This window comes from Komagataeibacter rhaeticus, assembly GCF_003207855.1.
Lineage (GTDB): Bacteria > Pseudomonadota > Alphaproteobacteria > Acetobacterales > Acetobacteraceae > Komagataeibacter > Komagataeibacter rhaeticus.
The window spans coordinates 46424-64996 of record NZ_NKTZ01000008.1; the positions used below are offsets into that span (position 1 = coordinate 46424).

The window sequence follows — 18573 nt, forward strand, 5'->3', positions numbered from 1 at the left end:
GCAACAAACATAATGCCACCGCCGAACGGGAGCTTGAAACCAGTGACCAGACCGCCACGCAAGTCCGCAGCCAAGCCCGCACCGGCCCCGCGTGCCCGTACGCGCAGCCGCAAGCCTGCCAGCACGGGGCGGCAGATGGTGGTGCGTGAACCCGTGATGCCGCTGCCCGATGCCACGTCGCCCCAGCGGTTCATCAACCGGGAACTGTCGTGGCTCGATTTCAACCAGCGCGTGGTGGATGAGGCCGACAATCCCCGCAACCCGCTGCTGGAGCGGGTGCGCTTCCTGTCAATCAGCGCCAGCAACCTTGATGAATTCTACTCCGTGCGTGTGGCGGGGCTGGTGGGACAGGTGCGCGAGGGGCTGGTCAAGACCTCGCCCGATGGCCTGACCCCCCAGCAGCAGCTTGCGGCCGTGCGTGAGCGGACCGGCAGGCTGCTGTATGAACAGCAGCGCATCTGGCGCGACCTGCAGCGCGAGCTGGAAGGGGCGGGCATCGTGCTGTGTGACGAGGTCTCGTTTACCGCCGAGGAACAGGCCTGGCTGGAAAGCTGCTTCATGGAGCGGGTATTCCCCGTCCTGACCCCGCTGGCCATAGACCCCGCCCATCCGCTGCCCTTCATTCCCAACATGGGCATTGCGCAGGCGCTGCGGCTGCTCAATGCCGAGACCGGGCAGTTCGTGATGGAGGCGCTGATCCTGCTGCCCGCGCGCATCGAGCGCTTCATCCGGCTGCCGGCAAGCCTGTCGCCCCCCGGTGTGACGCGCTTCATCTTGCTTGAACGCCTGATTGTCATGTGCATCGACCGCCTGTTCCCCGGCCTGGTGGCGGGGGACTGGGGGGTGATGCGCATCGTGCGCGACACGGACGTGGAATTCGAGGACGAGGCCGAGGATCTGGTCCGCTCGTACGAAAGCGCGCTCAAGCGCCGCAGGCGCGGGGTGGTGATCCATCTCGATATCGAATCCCGCATGCCCGAGGACCTGGCCCGTTCCATGGCCGAAGGGCTGGCCCCGCCCCCCGATGAGGTATCCGTCCAGTCCGGGCTGATCGGGGTGGTGGACCTCAAGCAGCTGATCGTCGATGACCGGCCGGACCTGCTGTTCCCGCCCTACACCCCGCGTTTTCCCGAACGGATTGTCGATTGCGGCGGTGACTGCTTTGCCGCCATCCGCGCGCGTGACATGATCGTGCACCACCCCTTCGAGAGTTTTGACGTGGTGGTGCAGTTCCTGCGGCAGGCGGCACTTGACCCCGCCGTGGTGGCGATCAAGCAGACGCTGTACCGCACGTCGCGCGACAGCCCGATCGTCAAGGCGCTGATCGAGGCGGCGGAGGCGGGCAAGGCCGTGACCGCCATGGTCGAACTGCGCGCACGCTTCGATGAGGAGGCGAACATCCGCCTCGCGCGTGCGCTGGAGGCGGCGGGCGTGCAGGTGGTCTTTGGTTTTTCCGACCTCAAGACCCATGCCAAGCTCAGCCTTGTGGTGCGGCGCGAGGGGGGGGCACTGCGCTCCTATGCCCATTTCGGCACCGGCAACTATCATCCCATCACGGCGCGCATCTATACCGATCTGTCCTACTTCACCTGCAATCCCGAACTGGTGCGGGACTCGGCACGGCTGTTCAACTACATGACCGGCTATGCCGTGCCCGCCCGGATGGAGGCGATCGCGTTTTCCCCCGTCACGATCCGCCGCACGCTGGAGGAACTGATCGCGGGCGAGATCGCGCATGCGCAGGCGGGCCGGCCTGCGCATATCTGGCTGAAAATGAACTCGCTGGTGGACCCCGACCTGATCGACCGGCTGTACGCAGCCTCCTGCGCCGGGGTGCGCATCGTGGCGGTGGTGCGCGGCATCTGCTGCCTGCGCCACGGTGTTCCGGGGCTTTCGGAAAACATCAGGATCAAGTCCATCGTCGGCCGCTTCCTTGAACACGCGCGCATCTATGCCTTTGGTGACGGGCACCGCCTGCCTTCCCGGCAGGCGAAGCTCTACATTTCCTCGGCGGACTGGATGCAGCGCAACATGGACTGGCGGGTGGAAAGCATGGTGCCCATGCTGGACCCGCAGATCCATGCCCGCGTGCTGGACCAGATCATGGTCATTGACCTGAAGGACAACCTGCAGTCATGGATCCTGCAGCGCAACGGCGTGTGGCGCAGGCTGGAGCCGGGACGCAGGCCGTTTTCATCGCATGAATATTTCATGGAGCATCCGGGGCCGATGGGGCGCGGCACGGCGGCGGGGGATGCCCCCATCCGGGTCAGCGCCTCCCAGCCATGGCATACGGAACAGAACATTGAGGACTGAGGGCAACGGCATGGATGGCGCGCGCATGGCATGGGGGACAGGCAGCATATGGGGCCGGATGTGACGGGTAATGGTGGGTTTCACCGCTCGGCGGTCATAGACCTGGGGTCGAATTCCGTCCGCCTTGTGGTGTTTGATGGCATTTCGCGCAATCCGGCCCCCATCTTCAACGAAAAGGTGGTCCTGCGCCTGGGCCGGGGGCTGAACGCCACGGGGCGGCTGAACGAGGAAGCCGTGCCGCTGGCCATGGAAGTCATGGCCCGCTTCAACGCCATTGCGCGCGGGATGGAGGCCAGCCCCTTCGAGGTACTGGCCACCGCCGCCGTGCGCGATGCCTCCAACGGGCCGGAATTCGTGGCGGGCCTGCGCGCGCGCCTGCCCGGCGTGCCGATCCGCATCCTGAGCGGGGAGGAGGAAGCCGACTACTCCGCCACCGGCGTGCTGTGCGGCATACCGGACGCCAACGGGCTGGTGGCCGATATCGGTGGTGGCTCGCTGGAACTGATCCGGCTGGAGAACGGGCGCAAGCGCAATGCCTGCACGCTGCCGCTGGGGGTGATCCGGCTCAATGACCGTGCCGATGGCGATCTGGCCCGCGCCCGCGCGCTGGTGGATGAGGACCTGTCCCGCGTGGACTGGCTGGATGATGTGCAGGGGCAGGACATCTATCTGGTGGGCGGCGCCTTCCGCGCGCTGGCACGCCTGCAGATCGCGCGCACGGCCTATCCGCTCAACATCGTCCATCTTTACAGCCTGCCGCCCGAAACCGCGCGTGAGATGGCGGACTGGATCATCGGGGCCGGCCGGCGTTCGCTTGAACGCCTGCCCGGCGTACCGCGCAAGCGGCTGGAGGATACGCCCTATGCCGCGACCGTGCTGCGCCGCCTCATGCGGCGCACGCAGTCGCGCGGGGTGGTGTTCTGTGTCGATGGCCTGCGGGAAGGGTGGTACATGCGCAATGTCGCCGCTTCGGTCGCGGCCAATGACCCGCAGGACGCGGTGGCGCATGAAATGTGCCGCATGCTGGGCCGCAGCATGACCCTGCCGGGTCGGCTGGCGGACTGGACCGCCCCGCTTTTCGTGCAGGAGGATGAGGACGCCCGGCGCCTGCGCCATGTGGCCTGCGGCCTGTCGGACGTGGGCGCGCATGACCACCCGGAATACCGCGCCGAACAGACCTATCTGCGCATCCTGCGCCTGCAGGGCGTGGGCTTTACCCATCCGGCGCGGGCTTTCCTGTCGCTTACGCTGGCGGTGCGGTACGGGGCTGACCTGTCGATGGATTACCTGCAACCCTCACGGCTGCTGCTCGACCAGATGCGTTTTGGCCATGCCGTGGCGCTGGGGCAGGCCCTGCGGCTGGCCTACAGTGTCAGCGGCGGGACCGAGGCGCTGCTGGATGGCACGCGGCTGGAGTGTGAAGGCGGCGTCCTGTCGCTGCATTTCGCCCCGGGGCGGGACGTGGTGCAGGGGGAAAGCGTGCGCCGCAGGCTTGAGCGCCTGGGGGCGGCGCTGGGCCTGTCCGTCAAGATCCGCGATCACTAGCGGCATGGGCGCGCGGCACGGGGTGGTGCGTGACCTGCTGCTGGTGCGTGGCGGCATGGTGGTGACGGGGCAGGCCTCGCTGCGGGTGGACGTGCTGTGTGGCGGCATGGGCGAGATGCTGGCCGTCGGGCCGGATCTGGACATACCGGCGGGCTGCACGGTGGTCGATGCCGGTGGCCTGCTGGTCATGCCCGGCGGGGTTGACCCGCATACCGCCATCGGCGCGGATGAAGCCGGTTTTGCCCGTACGGCCGAGGCCCTTGCGGGGGGCACCACCACCATACTCGATACCCTGTACCCGCAGGGTGCTTCATTGGACGATGCATGGCGCGCATGGTGGCATGCGGCGGCGCGTTCACGGGTCGATGTGGGGGTGCACATGGCGCTGCCCGCAGCCAGCCCCGATGTGCTGCAGGGCATGGACATGCTGGTGGCGCGCAGGGGGGTCAACGCCTTTCACCTGTCCATGGCCGACGGGCTGTCCGACCGCGCCATCCTGCAACTGGCCGGCCACGCCGCCGCCTGTGGCGCGCTATGCCGGATCGAGGCGCAGAACGCGCAGGCCGTGGCCTATCTGCGCGCGGAACTGGCGCGGGCGGGCATTACGGGGGGCGAGGCCAGCCTGCTCAGCGCGCCCCCGCCGGTCGAGGCCGAGGCCACGGGCCGTGCCCTCATGCTGGCGGGGCTGAAGGGCGCGCCGGTGCAGGTCGGCCCGGTTTCCACCATGGGGGCCGTAGCCTGCCTGGCCGCCGCCCGCCTGAACGGCCAGCGCGTGGAGGGGCATGTGCTGGCCCCCCATCTGGTGGTGGACGAGACGGCCCATGACGCCGATGCGGCCGGGGGTGGTGCCGCCTGGACCAGCCTGCCGCCCTTTCGTGACGGCACGCACCGGCGTGCGCTGTGGGGGGCGCTGGCGTGTGGCACCATCGGCATAGTGGCCAGCGGGTTCCGCCCGGTGGGCCGGCCGGGCAATGGCCTGCCCGGTGGCCTGGCGGAACGCATGCGCGTGGTCTGGCGGCATGGCGTGCAGGCAGGGCTGCTGGGGGCGGAGGAATTCGTGGCCGTGACCGCGCAGGCGGCGGCGCGTGCCTTCAACATCTATCCACGCAAGGGGGCCATCATGCCCGGCGCTGATGCCGATCTGGTGCTGTGGGACCCCGATGCTCAGGAAACCAGCCCCCACGGCCCCGGTACTCCCTATGGCGGGATCATGCTGGGTGGCCGCGCGGTGCAGGTGATCCGGGGCGGGGTTACGGTGTGGAAGGACAACCGGCTGTATGATGACGGCTGTTACGGGACCTATGTGCCGTGCCCGGCCTTCCGCTCCGGCCTGTCGGTGGAACTGCGCGAGGCGGCCCGCCTGTCCCTGCGCGATGGCTGATCCCGGACAGGGGCCACGCCATTCATTGCACCGGAAGGCGACGGGTAACCCATGGGTCCGCGGGGGCGGGGGTTGCGTGACCTGCTGTAGATGCCTGCACGCCGGATGACGCGGGCTGGAGCGTTTTGTCCCGTGGCGCACTCATTCTGCGATGGGGCCATTGCCTTTTTTGGTGAGGTGACAGGAGCCGGGCAGGTTCCATATATAACGCAAGAGGGAACACGCGGCTGTTCCGGCTGTCGGCCTTGAGGGGGGCAGGGCAGTCCTGTGGCCGGCATGACGGGGGGAACAGAGTTGACGGAGATCCGACACACCATTCGTTTCTATGTGGGGGACGAATGCCACACGCTGGCGCATACGCCGCCCACGCGCACGCTGCTGGACTGGCTGCGCGAGGAGCAGGGCCGCACCGGCACCAAGGAAGGCTGTAACGAAGGCGATTGCGGTGCCTGCACCGTGCTGGTGGTAAGGCTGGAAGGCGACCGGCTGGTCTGGCGCGCGGTCAATGCGTGCATCCAGTTCGTATGCATGCTTGATGGCGCGCAGGTACTGACCATCGAGGACATCCGCGCGCCCGACGGTACGCTCCACCCGGTGCAGCAGGCCATGGTGGACCATCACGGCTCGCAATGCGGGTTCTGCACGCCGGGCTTTGTCATGTCCATGGTGGCGGGGCGCAAGGCGGCGGGGCTGGCGCAGGACGAGCGCGGCATTGATGACATGCTGGCGGGCAATCTGTGCCGCTGCACCGGCTACGCGCCCATCGTGCGCGCCATGCGCCACGCCATGGAAGCCGGCCCCGACCATTTTGACGCCATGGCGCAGGACATGGCAGCAAGGCTGGAACGCCTGCGCGATGGCGCAACCGTGGAGATCAGCGGCCCGACCGGCAGCCTGAGCATTCCCGCGACCGTGGACGGGCTGGCCGCGACCATGCAGGAACACCCCGATGCCCGGATCGTGGCGGGGGCGACGGATGTCGGCCTGTGGGTGACCAAGGGCCTGCGCGTGCTGCCGCATGTCGTCTCCATTGGCCAGATACCCGAACTGCGGCGGATCGAACACAGGCCGGACGGCCTGTATGTCGGGGCCGCTGTCACATGGCAGGAAGCCCGCGCGGCGCTGTCGGAAATCCTGCCCCAGCCGGATGAGGAGGTGTTCCGCCGCATCGGTTCGGTGCAGGTGCGCAACGCGGGTACGGTATGCGGCAACATTGCCAATGGCTCCCCCATCGGGGACGGACCGCCGGTGCTGATCGCGGCGGGTGCCCGGCTGCACCTGCGTCGCGGTGACGTACGGCGCAGCATGGCGCTGGAGGATTTCTTCATCGATTACGGCAAACAGGACCGCGCGCCGGATGAGTTTGTGGAAGGCGTCACCATTCCCGTGCCGGGGCCGGATACGGCCATCCGGGCGTGGAAGGTGTCCAAGCGGTTCGATCAGGACATTTCGGCCATTCTGGGGGCATTCTCGCTTACGCTGGCGCCTGATGGCCGCATTGCCGATATCCGCATCGCCTTTGGTGGCATGGCGGCCACCCCGCGTCGTGCCAGCCATACGGAAGCGGCCATGCGCGGCCGGATATGGGATGAACCCACGCTGGAGGCTGCGCGCGCGGCAATGGCGATGGATTTCGCCCCCATTTCCGACATGCGGGCGAGTGACTGGTACCGCCGCACCGTTGCCGCCAACCTGCTGACACGCCTGTATGCCGATTGCGGGCCGGAGGGCGCGCGCGCGCCGATCAGCGTGCAGGCCGCCTGCACCGGACGCGGAGAACACGCCCATGGCTGACGCAAACATGCCTGCCGCCGCCGCAATCCCGGCCGTGGCGGACACGATCGTGCCCGGCGGGGCCTCACGCAGCCTGCGGCATGAAAGTGCCGCCATGCATGTGCAGGGCAGCGCCAGCTATATTGATGACCTGCCCGAACCCCGTGGCACGCTGCACCTTGTGCCCGGCCTGAGCACGCGCGCGCATGCCCGCGTGCTGTCCATGGACCTGAGCGCCGTGCGGCAGGCCGAGGGGGTCGTGGGTGTCTATACCGCCGCCGACATTCCCGGTGACAACCAGATCAGCCCGGTGGGCAAGGGCGATGAGCCGCTGCTGGCGACCGATCTGGTCGCGTTTTACGGTCAGCCGCTGTTTGTCGTGGCGGCCACCACGCGCGGGGCGGCACGGCGGGCGGCACGGCTGGCCCGGGTCGAGTATGAAGACCTGCCCGCCATCCTGAACGTGGCGCAGGCCCGTGAGGCCGGCAGCCCCATGGTCTGGCGGCCCATGGAAATGAAGCGTGGCGATGCGCAGGCCGGCCTTGCCCACGCGCCGCGCCGCCTGTCGGGCCGCATGACCGTGGGCGGGCAGGAGCATTTCTATCTGGAAGGCCAGATCGCCCTGGCCCGCCCCGGTGAGGAAGGGGAGATGCATGTCATCTCCTCCACCCAGCACCCGACCGAGACCCAGCACATGATCGCCCATGTGCTCGACCGCCCGTCCAACCTCATCACCACCGAAGTGCGGCGGATGGGCGGCGGCTTTGGCGGCAAGGAAACACAGGCCAATGCCTGCGCGTGCCTGGCCGCCCTTGTGGCCGACCGCACGGGACGTGCCGCCAAGATGCGCCTTGACCGTGATGACGACATGACCATGACCGGCAAGCGGCATGACTTCGTGATCGACTATGATGTCGGCTTTACCGATGAAGGCCGGATCGTGGCGGTGGACATGGTGCTGGCCGCGCGCTGCGGCTGGTCGGCCGACCTGTCCGGCCCGGTGATCGACCGGGCGCTGTTCCATGCCGATAACGCCTATTTCTACCCCGATGTGCGCCTGCGTTCCGAGCCGCTGCGCACCAATACCCAGTCCAACACCGCCTATCGCGGTTTTGGTGGCCCGCAGGGCATTGTTGCCGCCGAGCGCGTGATCGAGGAAGTGGCTTTCGCCACCGGCCTCGACCCGCTGGAAGTCAGGCTGCGCAACGTGTACGGCACGCATGACCGTAACGTGACGCCCTACAACATGGTGGTGGAGGATTCGATCACCCACGACCTGCTGCCCCAGCTGGCCCGGCGCTGCCATTACACGCAGCGGCGCGCGGCGGCGCGGGCATTCAACGCGGGCAGCCGCCACCTGCGGCGCGGCATTGCCATAACACCGGTCAAGTTCGGCATCTCGTTCACCGCCACCCATTACAACCAGGCCGGTGCGCTGGTGCATGTCTATACCGATGGGTCGGTGCAGGTGAACCATGGCGGCACCGAAATGGGGCAGGGCCTGCATACCAAGATGGTGCAGGTGGTCATGCGCGAACTCGGGCTGGGCACCGACAGGGTGCGCATTACCGCCACCACCACGGGCAAGGTGCCCAATACATCGGCCACCGCTGCGTCCAGTGGCGCGGATCTCAATGGCATGGCGGTGCTGGACGCGGTGCGCCGCATCAAGCGCAGGCTGGTGGAATTCGCGGCCGCCCACTGGAACGTGGGTGAGGATGAAGTCCGCTTCCTGCCCGATGGCGTGCATGTGGGGCAGAAGGTGATCGCGTTCGCCCACCTGACGCGGCAGGCCTATTTTGCCCGCATCTCCATGTCCGCCAACGGGTTTTACAAGACGCCCAAGATCTCGTGGAACGGGGATACGGGGCAGGGGCGGCCGTTCTATTATTTCGCCTATGGCGCCGCCTGTTCCGAAGTCATTGTCGATCTGCTGACGGGCGAGATGAAGATCGAGCGCGTCGATATCCTGCATGATGCAGGCGAATCGCTGAACCCCGTGCTCGATATCGGCCAGATCGAGGGGGGCTTCGTGCAGGGGGCAGGCTGGCTGACATGTGAGGAACTGGTCTGGGATGGCGCGGGCCGGCTGCGCACCCATGCGCCCAGCACCTACAAGATCCCGGCCTGTTCCGACCGTCCGCGTGTGTTCAATGTGGACCTGCTGGAAAATGCGCCCAATCGGGAGCACACCATCTTCCGCTCCAAGGCGGTGGGGGAGCCGCCCTTCGTGCACGGTGTCTCGGTCCTGCAGGCCATATCGGATGCGCTGGCCAGCCTTGATGGCTACCGCACCTGCCCGCGGCTGGATGCCCCCGCCACGCCGGAGATGGTCCTGCGCACGGTGGAACGCATGCGCAACGGCCCGCTGCCCGCCGCCTGACCCATGGACATGCAGATGCGGGCCGATCTGGTGCGGTGGCGGCTGGAAGGCCAGCCCGTGGCACGGGTCAGCGTGTCTGGCGCGCGTGGCTCCACCCCGCGCGCGGCCGGGACCTTCATGCTGCTTACGGCCAGTGAACAGTCGGGCACGATTGGTGGCGGGGATCTGGAATGGAACGCGATCCATCAGGCCCGCGCCCTGCTGCGCACGGGTGGTGCGCGGCAGGAGGTACGCATAAGCCTTGGCGGTAACTCGGGCCAGTGCTGCGGCGGGGAAGTCACGCTTACGCTTGACCTGCCCGACGCGGATGAACTGGAAGACGTGCTGGCCCGGCTTGAACAGGCGCGGCGTACCCAGCCGCTGCTCCTGCTGTTTGGTGCCGGGCATGTGGGGCGCGCGCTGGCCCATGTGCTCGCTCCCCTGCCGCTGCGGCTGGCATGGTGCGATTCGCGCCCGCATGAATTCGGCCCCACCATTCCCCCCGGTGTCACGGTGCATGATGATGGGGACTGGGAAGGGCTGGTGGCCACGGCACCCCCCGGTTCCGGCGCACTGGTCCTGACACAGAGCCATGCGCTGGACAGCCTGATTGTTGCATCCATTCTCGAACGGGGTGATTTTCGCTATGTCGGGCTGATCGGCTCGGCCACCAAGCGCCGGCGGTTTGAAGCGGGGTTCCGCCAGATCGGCCTGCCCGATGCGCGGATCGCCACCATGGTCTGCCCGATAGGCGACCGGGGCGTGCGCGACAAGCGCCCCGCCGTGATCGCGGCACTGGTGGCGGCGGAAATCGTGACCCGTTTCCTGCATCCGGCGCAGGCTGAGGGCACAGGATAAACGGGGATGACACGACCTTATGAATGATCCGCTTTCCCGCACCCCGCGCATGATGCGCCTGCATGCGCGCGGCATTTCGTATTTCAACGCCGTGCGGGAATGCCGCTCCATCCGTGAGGCGGCGCGCAGGCTCAATGTCACGCCGTCCGCCCTGACCCGGCAGCTGGCGCAGATGGAGGCCGAGATCGGCGCCCCGCTGTTCGACCGCCTGCCCGAGGGCATGGTGCTGACCGACGTGGGCACCATCATGGCCCGGCATATCGTGACCGTGATGCAGGACGCCGCCCGGACGGAAGAACAGATCAACGCCCTGTCCGGCCGCCATGACGGGCGGCTGCGCATCATGGCGGTGGAAGGGATCGCGGGACAGCTGATGCCCGCCCTGCTGGAGCGGATACTGGGCGCGTTTCCCACTGTTGAACTGCATGTGGAGGTGGGGTCGCCCAAGACCATCGTCTCCGCCCTGCAGGATGGGCGGGTGGATCTGGGCATTGCGTTCTCGCTGGCGCTCTATCCCGAACTGCGGCGGGTGGCGGTGGCGCATTTTCCCGTGGGGGCCGTGGTGCGGCCGGACCATCCGCTGGCGGCGCTGCGTACGGTCACGGTAGAGGAATGCGTGGCCTACCGCCTGATCCTGCCCACGCGCACGCTCTCGCTCTACCGGGTGATGGAACCGATGCTGCGCCCGTGGCAGGACCGGCTGAACGTGGTGCTGCATACCGGATCGATCGAACTGACCAACCGCATGGTGCAGGCGGGGGCGGGGCTTGCGTTCCAGTCCCCCCTGGCGCTGGAGACCCGGCCGGGGCAGGAACGCCTGTGCCATGTGCCCCTGCGCGATACCCGCGCGGTGACCGACCTTGGCGCCTATGTGCGCGAATCCCGCTGGCTGCCGCCACTGCTGGAAACCGTGATCGAGGAACTGCGCCAGGAACTGCGCCGCGTGCAGGGGGTGGGTGATGAACGGATTGTCTGACCCTGTGTTGCGTTTTGGGCAACGGAACGGTCAGATCATTATACTGGACGGAACACCGTCTGGTTTGATTAGATTTAACCATCATGGTGCGGTTGGGGGATATCCGCATGGCGCCGGGGGGCGCCATGCGGGCTGCATCATCAAACGCTGAAAACAGACGGGGACCCGCAGATGGATACCAACACGCAGCCCGGTACCGGGGCACAGGGCGGGCTTGCAGCACTGGACGCGGCGGTGCGCCGCGATCTGGAAATCATCCGCTACCCGCGCAGGGAATGGGTTCCCGCCATCGAGCATGATGGTCGGCGCGTGCTGGATGTCGCCATTATCGGCGCGGGGCAGGGCGGGCTTGCCACGGCCTTTGCCCTCAAGCGCAACAACATCACCAATGTCCGTATCTTCGATCGTGCCGCGAAGGGGGGCGAAGGCCCGTGGGTGACGTTTGCGCGCATGATCACGCTGCGTACGCCCAAATACGTGACCGGGCCCGACCTGGGCGTGCCCTCGCTCACGCCGCGTTCATGGTATGAGGCGCAGTTCGGGGCCGAAGCCTGGGAAAAGCTGGACAAGATCCCGCGCGGGCAGTGGCAGGCCTATCTGGACTGGTACCGCGACATCCTGGACCTGCCGGTTGCCAATGATCATGATTTCCAGGGTGTTACATGGGAAAACGGCCTGCTGCGCCTGACCTTTGGCCGGCCCGATGGCACGACGCATGTGCATTATGCCCGCAAGCTGGTGCTGGCCACCGGCATTGAAGGCTGTGGTACGTGGAATGTGCCCGATTTCATTCGTGAGGGGCTGCCGCGCACGCGTTATGCCCATACATCCGAAGCCATTGATTTCGCGGCGCTTAAGGGTAAGCGCATCGGCGTGCTGGGGGCGGGGGCATCCGCCTTCGATAACGCGGCCACCGCGCTGGAAGAGGGCGCGGGCAGTGTCACGCTGTGCCTGCGGCGTAAGGAAATCCCCTCCATCAACCCGTACCGGTGGATGGAGAATACCGGCTTCCTGGCCTATTACCCCGCCCTGTCCGATGACCTGCGCTGGGGCTTCATGCGCCGGATATTCGAGCTGAACCAGCCGCCGCCGCAGGATACGTTCTGGCGCTGCCGCCGCCATGCCAATTTCTCTTACCGCACCGGCTGCCCGTGGACGGCGGTGCGCATGGAAGGCGACGAGATCGTGGTCGATTCGCCCACTGGCGAGATGCGCTTCGATTTCGTGATCATCGGGACCGGCTTTGCAACCGATCTCGCGCTCCGGCCGGAAACGAAGTCGTTTGCCGCATCCGTGGCGCTGTGGGGGGACCGTTACACCGCGCCCGGGGGTTCGGAAAGTGCGGTGCTGGAAAGCTATCCCTATCTGGGCGCCAATTATCAGTTCCAGCCGCGCAGCAAGGATGACCCATTGGCGCCAATGCTTGCGAACATTCACAATTTCACCTTTTCGGCCACGCCCAGCATGGGGCTTTCGGGGGCCTCGATCAGCGGCATGCGCTTTGGCGTGGAGCGCCTGGCCCACGGGCTGGGGCGTGACCTTTATGTGGCGGATGGCCAGAAGCACCTGGAAAGTCTGCTGTCCTATGACGTGCAGGAACTGGTCAGTCTTGACCCACCTGTTGCATGATGCGTCCCGGGTAGATTTATCCATTCGGGAGATAGTGAGTAGATGAGCAGCGCTGCACGCCTTTCCCCTTCCGCGCCCGGTACCGGCGCGGGGGGGCATGATGACCGCAAGGTCCCACCCGTATCCGACATGGCGCGGGGCATCGGGCTGTCCGTTCCGGCCGCCAGCCTGCCCGACGTCGTGGCGAATGCCGTGCTGCTGCAGGGCTATGCCGATCTGCTTGCGGGATTTGCGCTGCCCGATACGTGTGAACCCGCCTATGAGTACACGCCATGAGCGCTGACATGCAGCCCGGCGGTGCGGCCTTTGCCATTGCGGCAGACGTGCGGGCCGGACGGCGCAGCGCGGTTTCGGTCGTGACGGGCGTGATCGCGGATATCGAGGCACGTGACACCCGCTTCAACAGCGTGACCCGCATCCTTGGCCCTGCCGCCGTGGCGCAGGCGGAGGACGTGGACAGGGCCGTGGCGGCAGGGCGGGACCCCGGCCCGCTGGCGGGCGTGCCCTTTGGCGTAAAAGACCTGTTTGACGTGCAGGGCGAAGTGACCACCGCAGGCTCCATCGTGCTGCGTGACAACCTGCCCGCATCACGGGATGCCGCCGTGGTGGCCCGCCTGCGCGCGGCGGGTGCCGTGCCGGTGGCGACGCTGAACATGGATGAGTTCGCCTACGGCTTCTCCACCGAAAACGCGCATACCGGCACCACCCGCAACCCGCATGACCCGGCATGCCTGGCCGGTGGGTCATCGGGCGGGTCGGCGGCTTCGGTCGCGGCGGGGCTGCTGCCGTTCGCGCTTGGGTCGGACACCAATGGCTCGATCCGCGTGCCGTCCTCGCTCTGCGGGGTGTGGGGGCTGAAGCCCACCTATGGGCAGGTGCCGCTGCAGGGGGTCTATCCGTTCGTGGCCAGTCTTGACGTGGTCGGGCCGATGGCGTCCACGGTTGAGGACCTGCAGGCCGTCTACACCATCATGGCGGACCGGAGCCCGATGGCGCTGCCGGATGTGGGGTCGGTGCGTGTTGCCCGTCTGGGCGGCTGGTTTGCCAGCAACATCAGCCCTGAAATGGCGGCGGGCATTGATGCGGTCATGGCGCATCTGGGCGGTGACAGGGTGATCGAACTGCCAGAAGTCGCGCGTGCGCGGGCCTCGGCCTTCCTGATCACGGCGGCCGAAGGGGGCAACCTGCACCTGCCGCGCCTGCGCCTGCGTTCCATGCAGTATGATCCGGCAACGCGTTCGCGGCTTATGGCCGGGGCCATGCTGCCTGCCGCCACCTTCGTGCAGGCACAGCGCTTCCGTCGCTGGTTCCGCGCCCGGGTGCATGAAGCCCTGGCGCAGGCCGATGTGCTGGTGGCCCCCATCACGGTGGGTGTTGCGCCACGCATCGACCAGCCCGCCATCATCGTGGATGGCAAAAGCGTGTCGGCCCGCGCCAATCTTGGCATTTTCACCCAGCCGATCAGCCTGACGGGCCTGCCCGTCCTGGCCGTGCCGCTGGCGGTGGCGGGGATGCCGCTGGGTATCCAGCTTGTTGGCGCCCCCGGCGCCGAGGACCGGCTGTTTGCCGTGGCGGCCGAACTGCAGCGCGCGGGTCTTGCGGCCTGCCGCCCGCTGGGTGCGGGTTACGCGCGGAAGGATAGCTGATGCTCAATACGCCGCGCTCGTGCCGGGGCATGGTCACATCCCCGCATCATCTGGCCAGCCAGGCGGGACTGGATGTACTCAAGGCCGGTGGCACCGCGCTGGAGGCCGCCGTCGCCACGGCTGCGGCTCTTGCCGTGGTCTATCCGCACATGACCGGCATTGGCGGGGATGCCTTCTGGCTGACCATGTGGCCCGATGGCCGCGTGGAAACCATAGATGCCTGCGGGGCGGCGGCCGCCCGGGCCGATGTGGGCTTCTACCGTGCCGCCGGGCTGGATGCCATTCCGTGGCGCGGCCCGTTTGCGGCCAATACGGTGGCTGGTACCGTGTCCGGCTGGGACATGGCGCTTTCATGGAGCCATGCCGTGGCGCCGGGCCTGCCGCTGGGGCGCATATTGCGTGATGCGCTGTACTATGCCGAACAGGGCGCGCCCGTTACCGCAAGTGCCGCCGAACTGACCGCGCGGAAAGCGGACGAACTGCGTGACGTGCCCGGATTTGCCGCGCAGTTCATGCCCGGTGGCCGCCTGCCGCAGGTGGGCGACATCCTGCACAACCCCCGTCTTGCCGGTACGCTGCGACAGCTGGCGGATCAGGGGCTGGACAGCTTCTATCGTGGCACGGTGGCGCGTGAACTGGCCGCCGACCTGGCCGATCTGGGCAGCCCGCTTACGCTGGCGGACCTTCAGGCGCACCGGGCCAGCCACCAGCCCGCGCTGCATGCCCGCATCCGTGGGGCGGACCTGTATAACATGGCCCCCCCCACGCAGGGCGTGGCCTCGCTGCTGATCCTTGCCCTGTTTGACCGCCTGCGGGCGGGGCAGGTGGATGATTTCGATTACCTGCATGGTCTGGTGGAAGCAACCAAGCAGGCTTTCCGCTACCGTGATACCCATGTGGGCGATCCCGCCTACATGACCGTGCAGGCGCAGGACATCCTGGATGACCGCAAGGCGCTGGACCGCATGGCCGCCGCCATCGACCCCGACCACGCCGCCCCCTGGCCATGGCAGTCGCAGGCGGGCGATACGGTCTGGCTGGGCGTGATCGATTCCGACGGGCTGGCAGTGAGCATGATCCAGAGCCTGTATTTCGAATATGGCTCGGGTATCGTGCTGCCCCGCACCGGCGTGGTCTGGCAGAACCGTGGCACCAGCTTCGGGCTTGACCCGCAGGGGTGGAACGGCCTGCAGCCCGGTCGCAAGCCCTTCCATACCCTTAACCCCGCCGGTGCCCGGTTCGATGACGGGCGCACCATGGTCTATGGCACCATGGGGGGCGAGGGCCAGCCGCAGACACAAGCCGCCATCTTCACCCGCTACGCGCGCTATGGCGTGCCATTGCAGCAGGCGGTCACGGCACCGCGCTGGCTGCTGGGGCGGACATGGGGGAAGTCAAGCGTCAGCCTGAAATACGAGGACCGCTTCGACCCCGAAGTGATTGCCCGCATGCAGGCGGCGGGCCACCAGATGGAACGGGTGGAGGCGTTTTCCTCCACCATGGGGCATGCGGGGGCGCTGGTGCGCCACCCGTCCGGCCTGCTGGAAGGGGCGACCGACCCGCGTAGCGATGGATGTGTGGCAGCATGGTAATTCTGATGGACAGGCTTGATACCCCCTCGGGCCAGCGTGCGGTCGCACGCTGCACCGAACTGGGCCGGGCACCGTATTCGGATATGGAGGGCGGACTGTTCCGCCCCTATCTCGGCCCATCCTACCGCGCAACGTGCGCACGGCTGGCGCAGTGGATGGAACAGGCGGGCATGGCCACGCGCATGGACGCGGCGGGCAACCTGGTCGGGCGGTATGAGGGGCTGGTCCCTGATGCCCCGGCCGTGCTGCTCGGCTCACATATCGACAGCGTGCGTGATGGCGGTTTCTATGACGGCATGCTGGGTGTGATCCTGGGGATCGAGACGGTGGCGCATTTCGCGCATGCGGGGAAACGCTTTCCCTTCGCGCTGGAAGTCATCGGGTTTGGTGATGAGGAAGGATCGCGCTTTCCCACCGGCATGCTGACTTCCCACGCCGTAGCGGGCGTGCCGCAGGACCCGGACCCGGCCATGGCCGACTGGGCGGGGGAGGCGACGCTGGCCAGCGCGCTGGCGGAATTCGGCCTTGATGCCGGGCAGATGCACCGTGCCGCACGCAGGCGGGACGGCATTCTGGCCTATGTGGAAGCCCATATCGAACAGGGGCCCGCGCTGGAGGCGGCGGATCGCGCGCTGGGCGTGGTCAGCGCCATTGCCGCCCAGCAGCGCTACCGCATCACCCTGCGCGGCATGGCGGGCCATGCGGGTACCGTGGCCATGGCGCTGCGGCGCGATGCGCTGGCGGGGGCTGCCGACATCATCCTGGCGGCCGAGCGGATCGGGCGCGCGGGCACGGACGGGCTGGTGGCCACGGTTGGCTCGCTGGACGTGGTGCCGGGGGCCGCCAACGTGGTGCCGGGGGAGGTGGTGCTGAGCCTTGATGTCCGCGCCGGGAGCAATGCGGGGCGTGACCAGGCGGTGGCGGATATCCTGAAGGCGGCCCGCCATACCTGTGCCCTGCGCGGGCTTGAGATGGACATCACCCTCCAGCAGGATCTTGACGCAACACCCTGTGACGGACGGCTGACGGAACTGATGGAACAGGCGGTTGGCAGCGTGACCGGCGCGCCCGCGCCCGTGCTGGTCAGCGGGGCGGGGCATGATGCGATGATCATGGCGCATCTGGCCCCGGTTTCCATGCTGTTCATCCGCTGTGCGGGGGGGATCAGCCACAATCCCGCCGAATCCGTGACACCCGCCGACACCGATGCGGCCTTCCGTGCCCTCATCACCTTTATCGGACTTCTTGAAAGACATTCCGGATGACGCAGACCTTCTACGGCCAGATCAACCCGCCAGCCCGCCTCCTGATGGGGCCGGGGCCGGTCAACGCCCATCCGCGCGTGCTGCGCGCCATGGCCGCCGACATGCTGGGACAGTTCGATCCCGAGATGACGGAATACATGAACCAGACGATGGACCTCTATCGCCGGGTGTTCATGACCAAAAACCGCTGGACCATGCTGGTCGATGGCACGGCGCGCGCAGGCATCGAGGCGGCACTCGTCTCGCTGGTCGAGCCGGGGATGAAGCTGCTGATCGTCCGCGCGGGCCGCTTTGGCCTGCTGCTGTCCGAAATTGCCACCCGTATCGGGGCCGAGATTGCGACGCTGGACATCCCGTGGGGGGAAGTGGCCACGCTGGAGCAGATTGAAGGCGCGATCAAGACCCACCGCCCGCAGGTGCTGGCCTGCATCCATGGCGATACCTCCACCACCATGGCCCAGCCGCTGGATGGCGTGGGGGCACTGTGCCGCGAGTATGATGTGCTGTCCTATGTCGATGCCACGGCAACCCTGGGGGGCATGGCGGTTGCGACCGACCACTGGGGGATCGATGTGGTCAGCGGTGGCCTGCAGAAATGCATGGGTGGACCGCCGGGTTCCGCCCCCATCACCATTTCCGACCGGGCGGCGGCGCATATCTTTGCCCGCCGGCATGTGGAAGCGGGCATCCGTGGCGCGGATACGACCGATGGCGTGCGTGCGCGCATCCCGTCGAACTATCTCGATCTGGCCATGATCATGGATTACTGGTCCGAAAAGCGGCTCAACCACCATACCGAGGCGACCAGCATGCTGTACGCCGCGCGCGAGGCCGCGCGCATCATGGTGGAAGAAGGGCTGGAAGCCCGTTTTGCCCGTCATGCCAGTGCCTCGAAAGCCATGTGCGCGGGCCTGCGCGCCATGGGGCTGGACCTGTTTGGCAGCGATGCGCATCGCATGACCAACGTGACGGGTGTGTACATTCCCGCCAGCGTGGATGGCGAGCGGGTGCGGGCGCGCATGCGCAATGATTTCGAAATCGAGATCGGCACCGCGTTCGGCCCGCTGCAGGGCAGGATCTGGCGCATCGGCGCGATGGGCTATAATGCTGAAAAATCCAAGGTACTGCTCACGTTGGGCGCGCTTGAAGCCGCACTGCGTGCCGAGGGCCACCACTTTGTCGCGGGCGCGGGGGTGGACGCAGCCCTTGCCGCTTATGGTGCATGATGAC

Annotated in this window: 13 protein-coding genes; all 13 read left to right on the forward strand. The window is 67.2% G+C overall.

Annotated features, from left to right (window positions below; all coding sequences use genetic code 11):
• The first annotated feature begins 12 nt into the window (after nt 1-12).
• The 13 genes from CFR78_RS09660 to CFR78_RS09720 all read left to right on the forward strand — a co-directional run bounded on the left by CFR78_RS09660 (nt 13) and on the right by CFR78_RS09720 (nt 18569).
• Entirely contained in the window at nt 13-2316 is a 2304-nt protein-coding gene (locus CFR78_RS09660; RefSeq protein ID WP_408884605.1) for an RNA degradosome polyphosphate kinase, read from the forward strand.
• A gap of 48 nt (nt 2317-2364) precedes the next feature.
• A complete protein-coding gene (locus CFR78_RS09665) occupies nt 2365-3861 on the forward strand; it encodes a Ppx/GppA family phosphatase (protein WP_110581105.1) in 1497 nt (498 codons plus the stop codon).
• 4 nt (nt 3862-3865) lie between these two features.
• A complete protein-coding gene (locus tag CFR78_RS09670) occupies nt 3866-5242 on the forward strand; it encodes an amidohydrolase family protein (protein ID WP_051672097.1) in 1377 nt (458 codons plus the stop codon).
• Nucleotides 5243-5545: 303 nt separating this feature from the next.
• Complete coding sequence (gene xdhA, locus CFR78_RS09675; RefSeq protein WP_051672099.1) at nt 5546-7036, forward strand: xanthine dehydrogenase small subunit; 1491 nt, start codon at nt 5546-5548, stop codon at nt 7034-7036.
• The gene (xdhB, locus tag CFR78_RS09680) at nt 7029-9398 is read left to right on the forward strand and encodes a xanthine dehydrogenase molybdopterin binding subunit (protein WP_051672098.1); all 2370 of its coding nucleotides are present in this window, start codon (nt 7029-7031) and stop codon (nt 9396-9398) included. The genes xdhA and xdhB overlap by 8 nt, the downstream gene beginning before the upstream one ends.
• 3 nt (nt 9399-9401) lie before the next feature.
• Entirely contained in the window at nt 9402-10235 is an 834-nt protein-coding gene (gene xdhC, locus CFR78_RS09685; protein ID WP_034931557.1) for a xanthine dehydrogenase accessory protein XdhC, read from the forward strand.
• Between the two features lie 19 nt (nt 10236-10254).
• On the forward strand, nt 10255-11211 hold the full coding sequence (locus CFR78_RS09690; RefSeq protein WP_007399297.1) for a LysR family transcriptional regulator: 957 nt from the start codon (nt 10255-10257) through the stop codon (nt 11209-11211).
• Nucleotides 11212-11382: 171 nt separating this feature from the next.
• Nucleotides 11383-12840 (forward strand): NAD(P)-binding domain-containing protein, encoded by a 1458-nt coding sequence (locus tag CFR78_RS09695; RefSeq protein ID WP_007399298.1) that lies wholly within the window; start codon nt 11383-11385, stop codon nt 12838-12840.
• A 42-nt stretch (nt 12841-12882) separates the two neighbouring features.
• Entirely contained in the window at nt 12883-13116 is a 234-nt protein-coding gene (locus tag CFR78_RS09700; RefSeq protein WP_007399299.1) for a DUF4089 domain-containing protein, read from the forward strand.
• Nucleotides 13113-14486: an AtzE family amidohydrolase gene (locus CFR78_RS09705; RefSeq protein WP_034931560.1), complete on the forward strand. Its 1374-nt coding sequence runs from the start codon at nt 13113-13115 to the stop codon at nt 14484-14486. Before CFR78_RS09700 ends, CFR78_RS09705 begins: the two co-directional genes overlap by 4 nt.
• Nucleotides 14486-16078: a gamma-glutamyltransferase family protein gene (locus CFR78_RS09710; RefSeq protein ID WP_034931561.1), complete on the forward strand. Its 1593-nt coding sequence runs from the start codon at nt 14486-14488 to the stop codon at nt 16076-16078. Before CFR78_RS09705 ends, CFR78_RS09710 begins: the two co-directional genes overlap by 1 nt.
• Nucleotides 16072-17343 carry an allantoate amidohydrolase gene (locus tag CFR78_RS09715; RefSeq protein WP_034931655.1) on the forward strand — a complete coding sequence of 424 codons (1272 nt, stop codon included), beginning with the start codon at nt 16072-16074 and terminating at the stop codon, nt 17341-17343. The genes CFR78_RS09710 and CFR78_RS09715 overlap by 7 nt, the downstream gene beginning before the upstream one ends.
• Nucleotides 17340-18569 (forward strand): pyridoxal-phosphate-dependent aminotransferase family protein, encoded by a 1230-nt coding sequence (locus tag CFR78_RS09720; RefSeq protein ID WP_007399303.1) that lies wholly within the window; start codon nt 17340-17342, stop codon nt 18567-18569. The genes CFR78_RS09715 and CFR78_RS09720 overlap by 4 nt, the downstream gene beginning before the upstream one ends.
• Nucleotides 18570-18573 lie beyond the last annotated feature (4 nt).

Coding starts and splice junctions, on each gene's coding strand:
- CFR78_RS09660 (WP_408884605.1), top strand. CDS start 13: ATGCCACCGCCGAACGGGAGCTTGAAACCAGTGACCAGACCGCCACGC.
- CFR78_RS09665 (WP_110581105.1), top strand. CDS start 2,365: ATGGGGCCGGATGTGACGGGTAATGGTGGGTTTCACCGCTCGGCGGTC.
- CFR78_RS09670 (WP_051672097.1), top strand. CDS start 3,866: ATGGGCGCGCGGCACGGGGTGGTGCGTGACCTGCTGCTGGTGCGTGGC.
- xdhB (WP_051672098.1), top strand. CDS start 7,029: ATGGCTGACGCAAACATGCCTGCCGCCGCCGCAATCCCGGCCGTGGCG.
- xdhC (WP_034931557.1), top strand. CDS start 9,402: ATGGACATGCAGATGCGGGCCGATCTGGTGCGGTGGCGGCTGGAAGGC.
- CFR78_RS09690 (WP_007399297.1), top strand. CDS start 10,255: ATGAATGATCCGCTTTCCCGCACCCCGCGCATGATGCGCCTGCATGCG.
- CFR78_RS09695 (WP_007399298.1), top strand. CDS start 11,383: ATGGATACCAACACGCAGCCCGGTACCGGGGCACAGGGCGGGCTTGCA.
- CFR78_RS09700 (WP_007399299.1), top strand. CDS start 12,883: ATGAGCAGCGCTGCACGCCTTTCCCCTTCCGCGCCCGGTACCGGCGCG.
- CFR78_RS09705 (WP_034931560.1), top strand. CDS start 13,113: ATGAGCGCTGACATGCAGCCCGGCGGTGCGGCCTTTGCCATTGCGGCA.
- CFR78_RS09710 (WP_034931561.1), top strand. CDS start 14,486: ATGCTCAATACGCCGCGCTCGTGCCGGGGCATGGTCACATCCCCGCAT.
- CFR78_RS09715 (WP_034931655.1), top strand. CDS start 16,072: ATGGTAATTCTGATGGACAGGCTTGATACCCCCTCGGGCCAGCGTGCG.
- CFR78_RS09720 (WP_007399303.1), top strand. CDS start 17,340: ATGACGCAGACCTTCTACGGCCAGATCAACCCGCCAGCCCGCCTCCTG.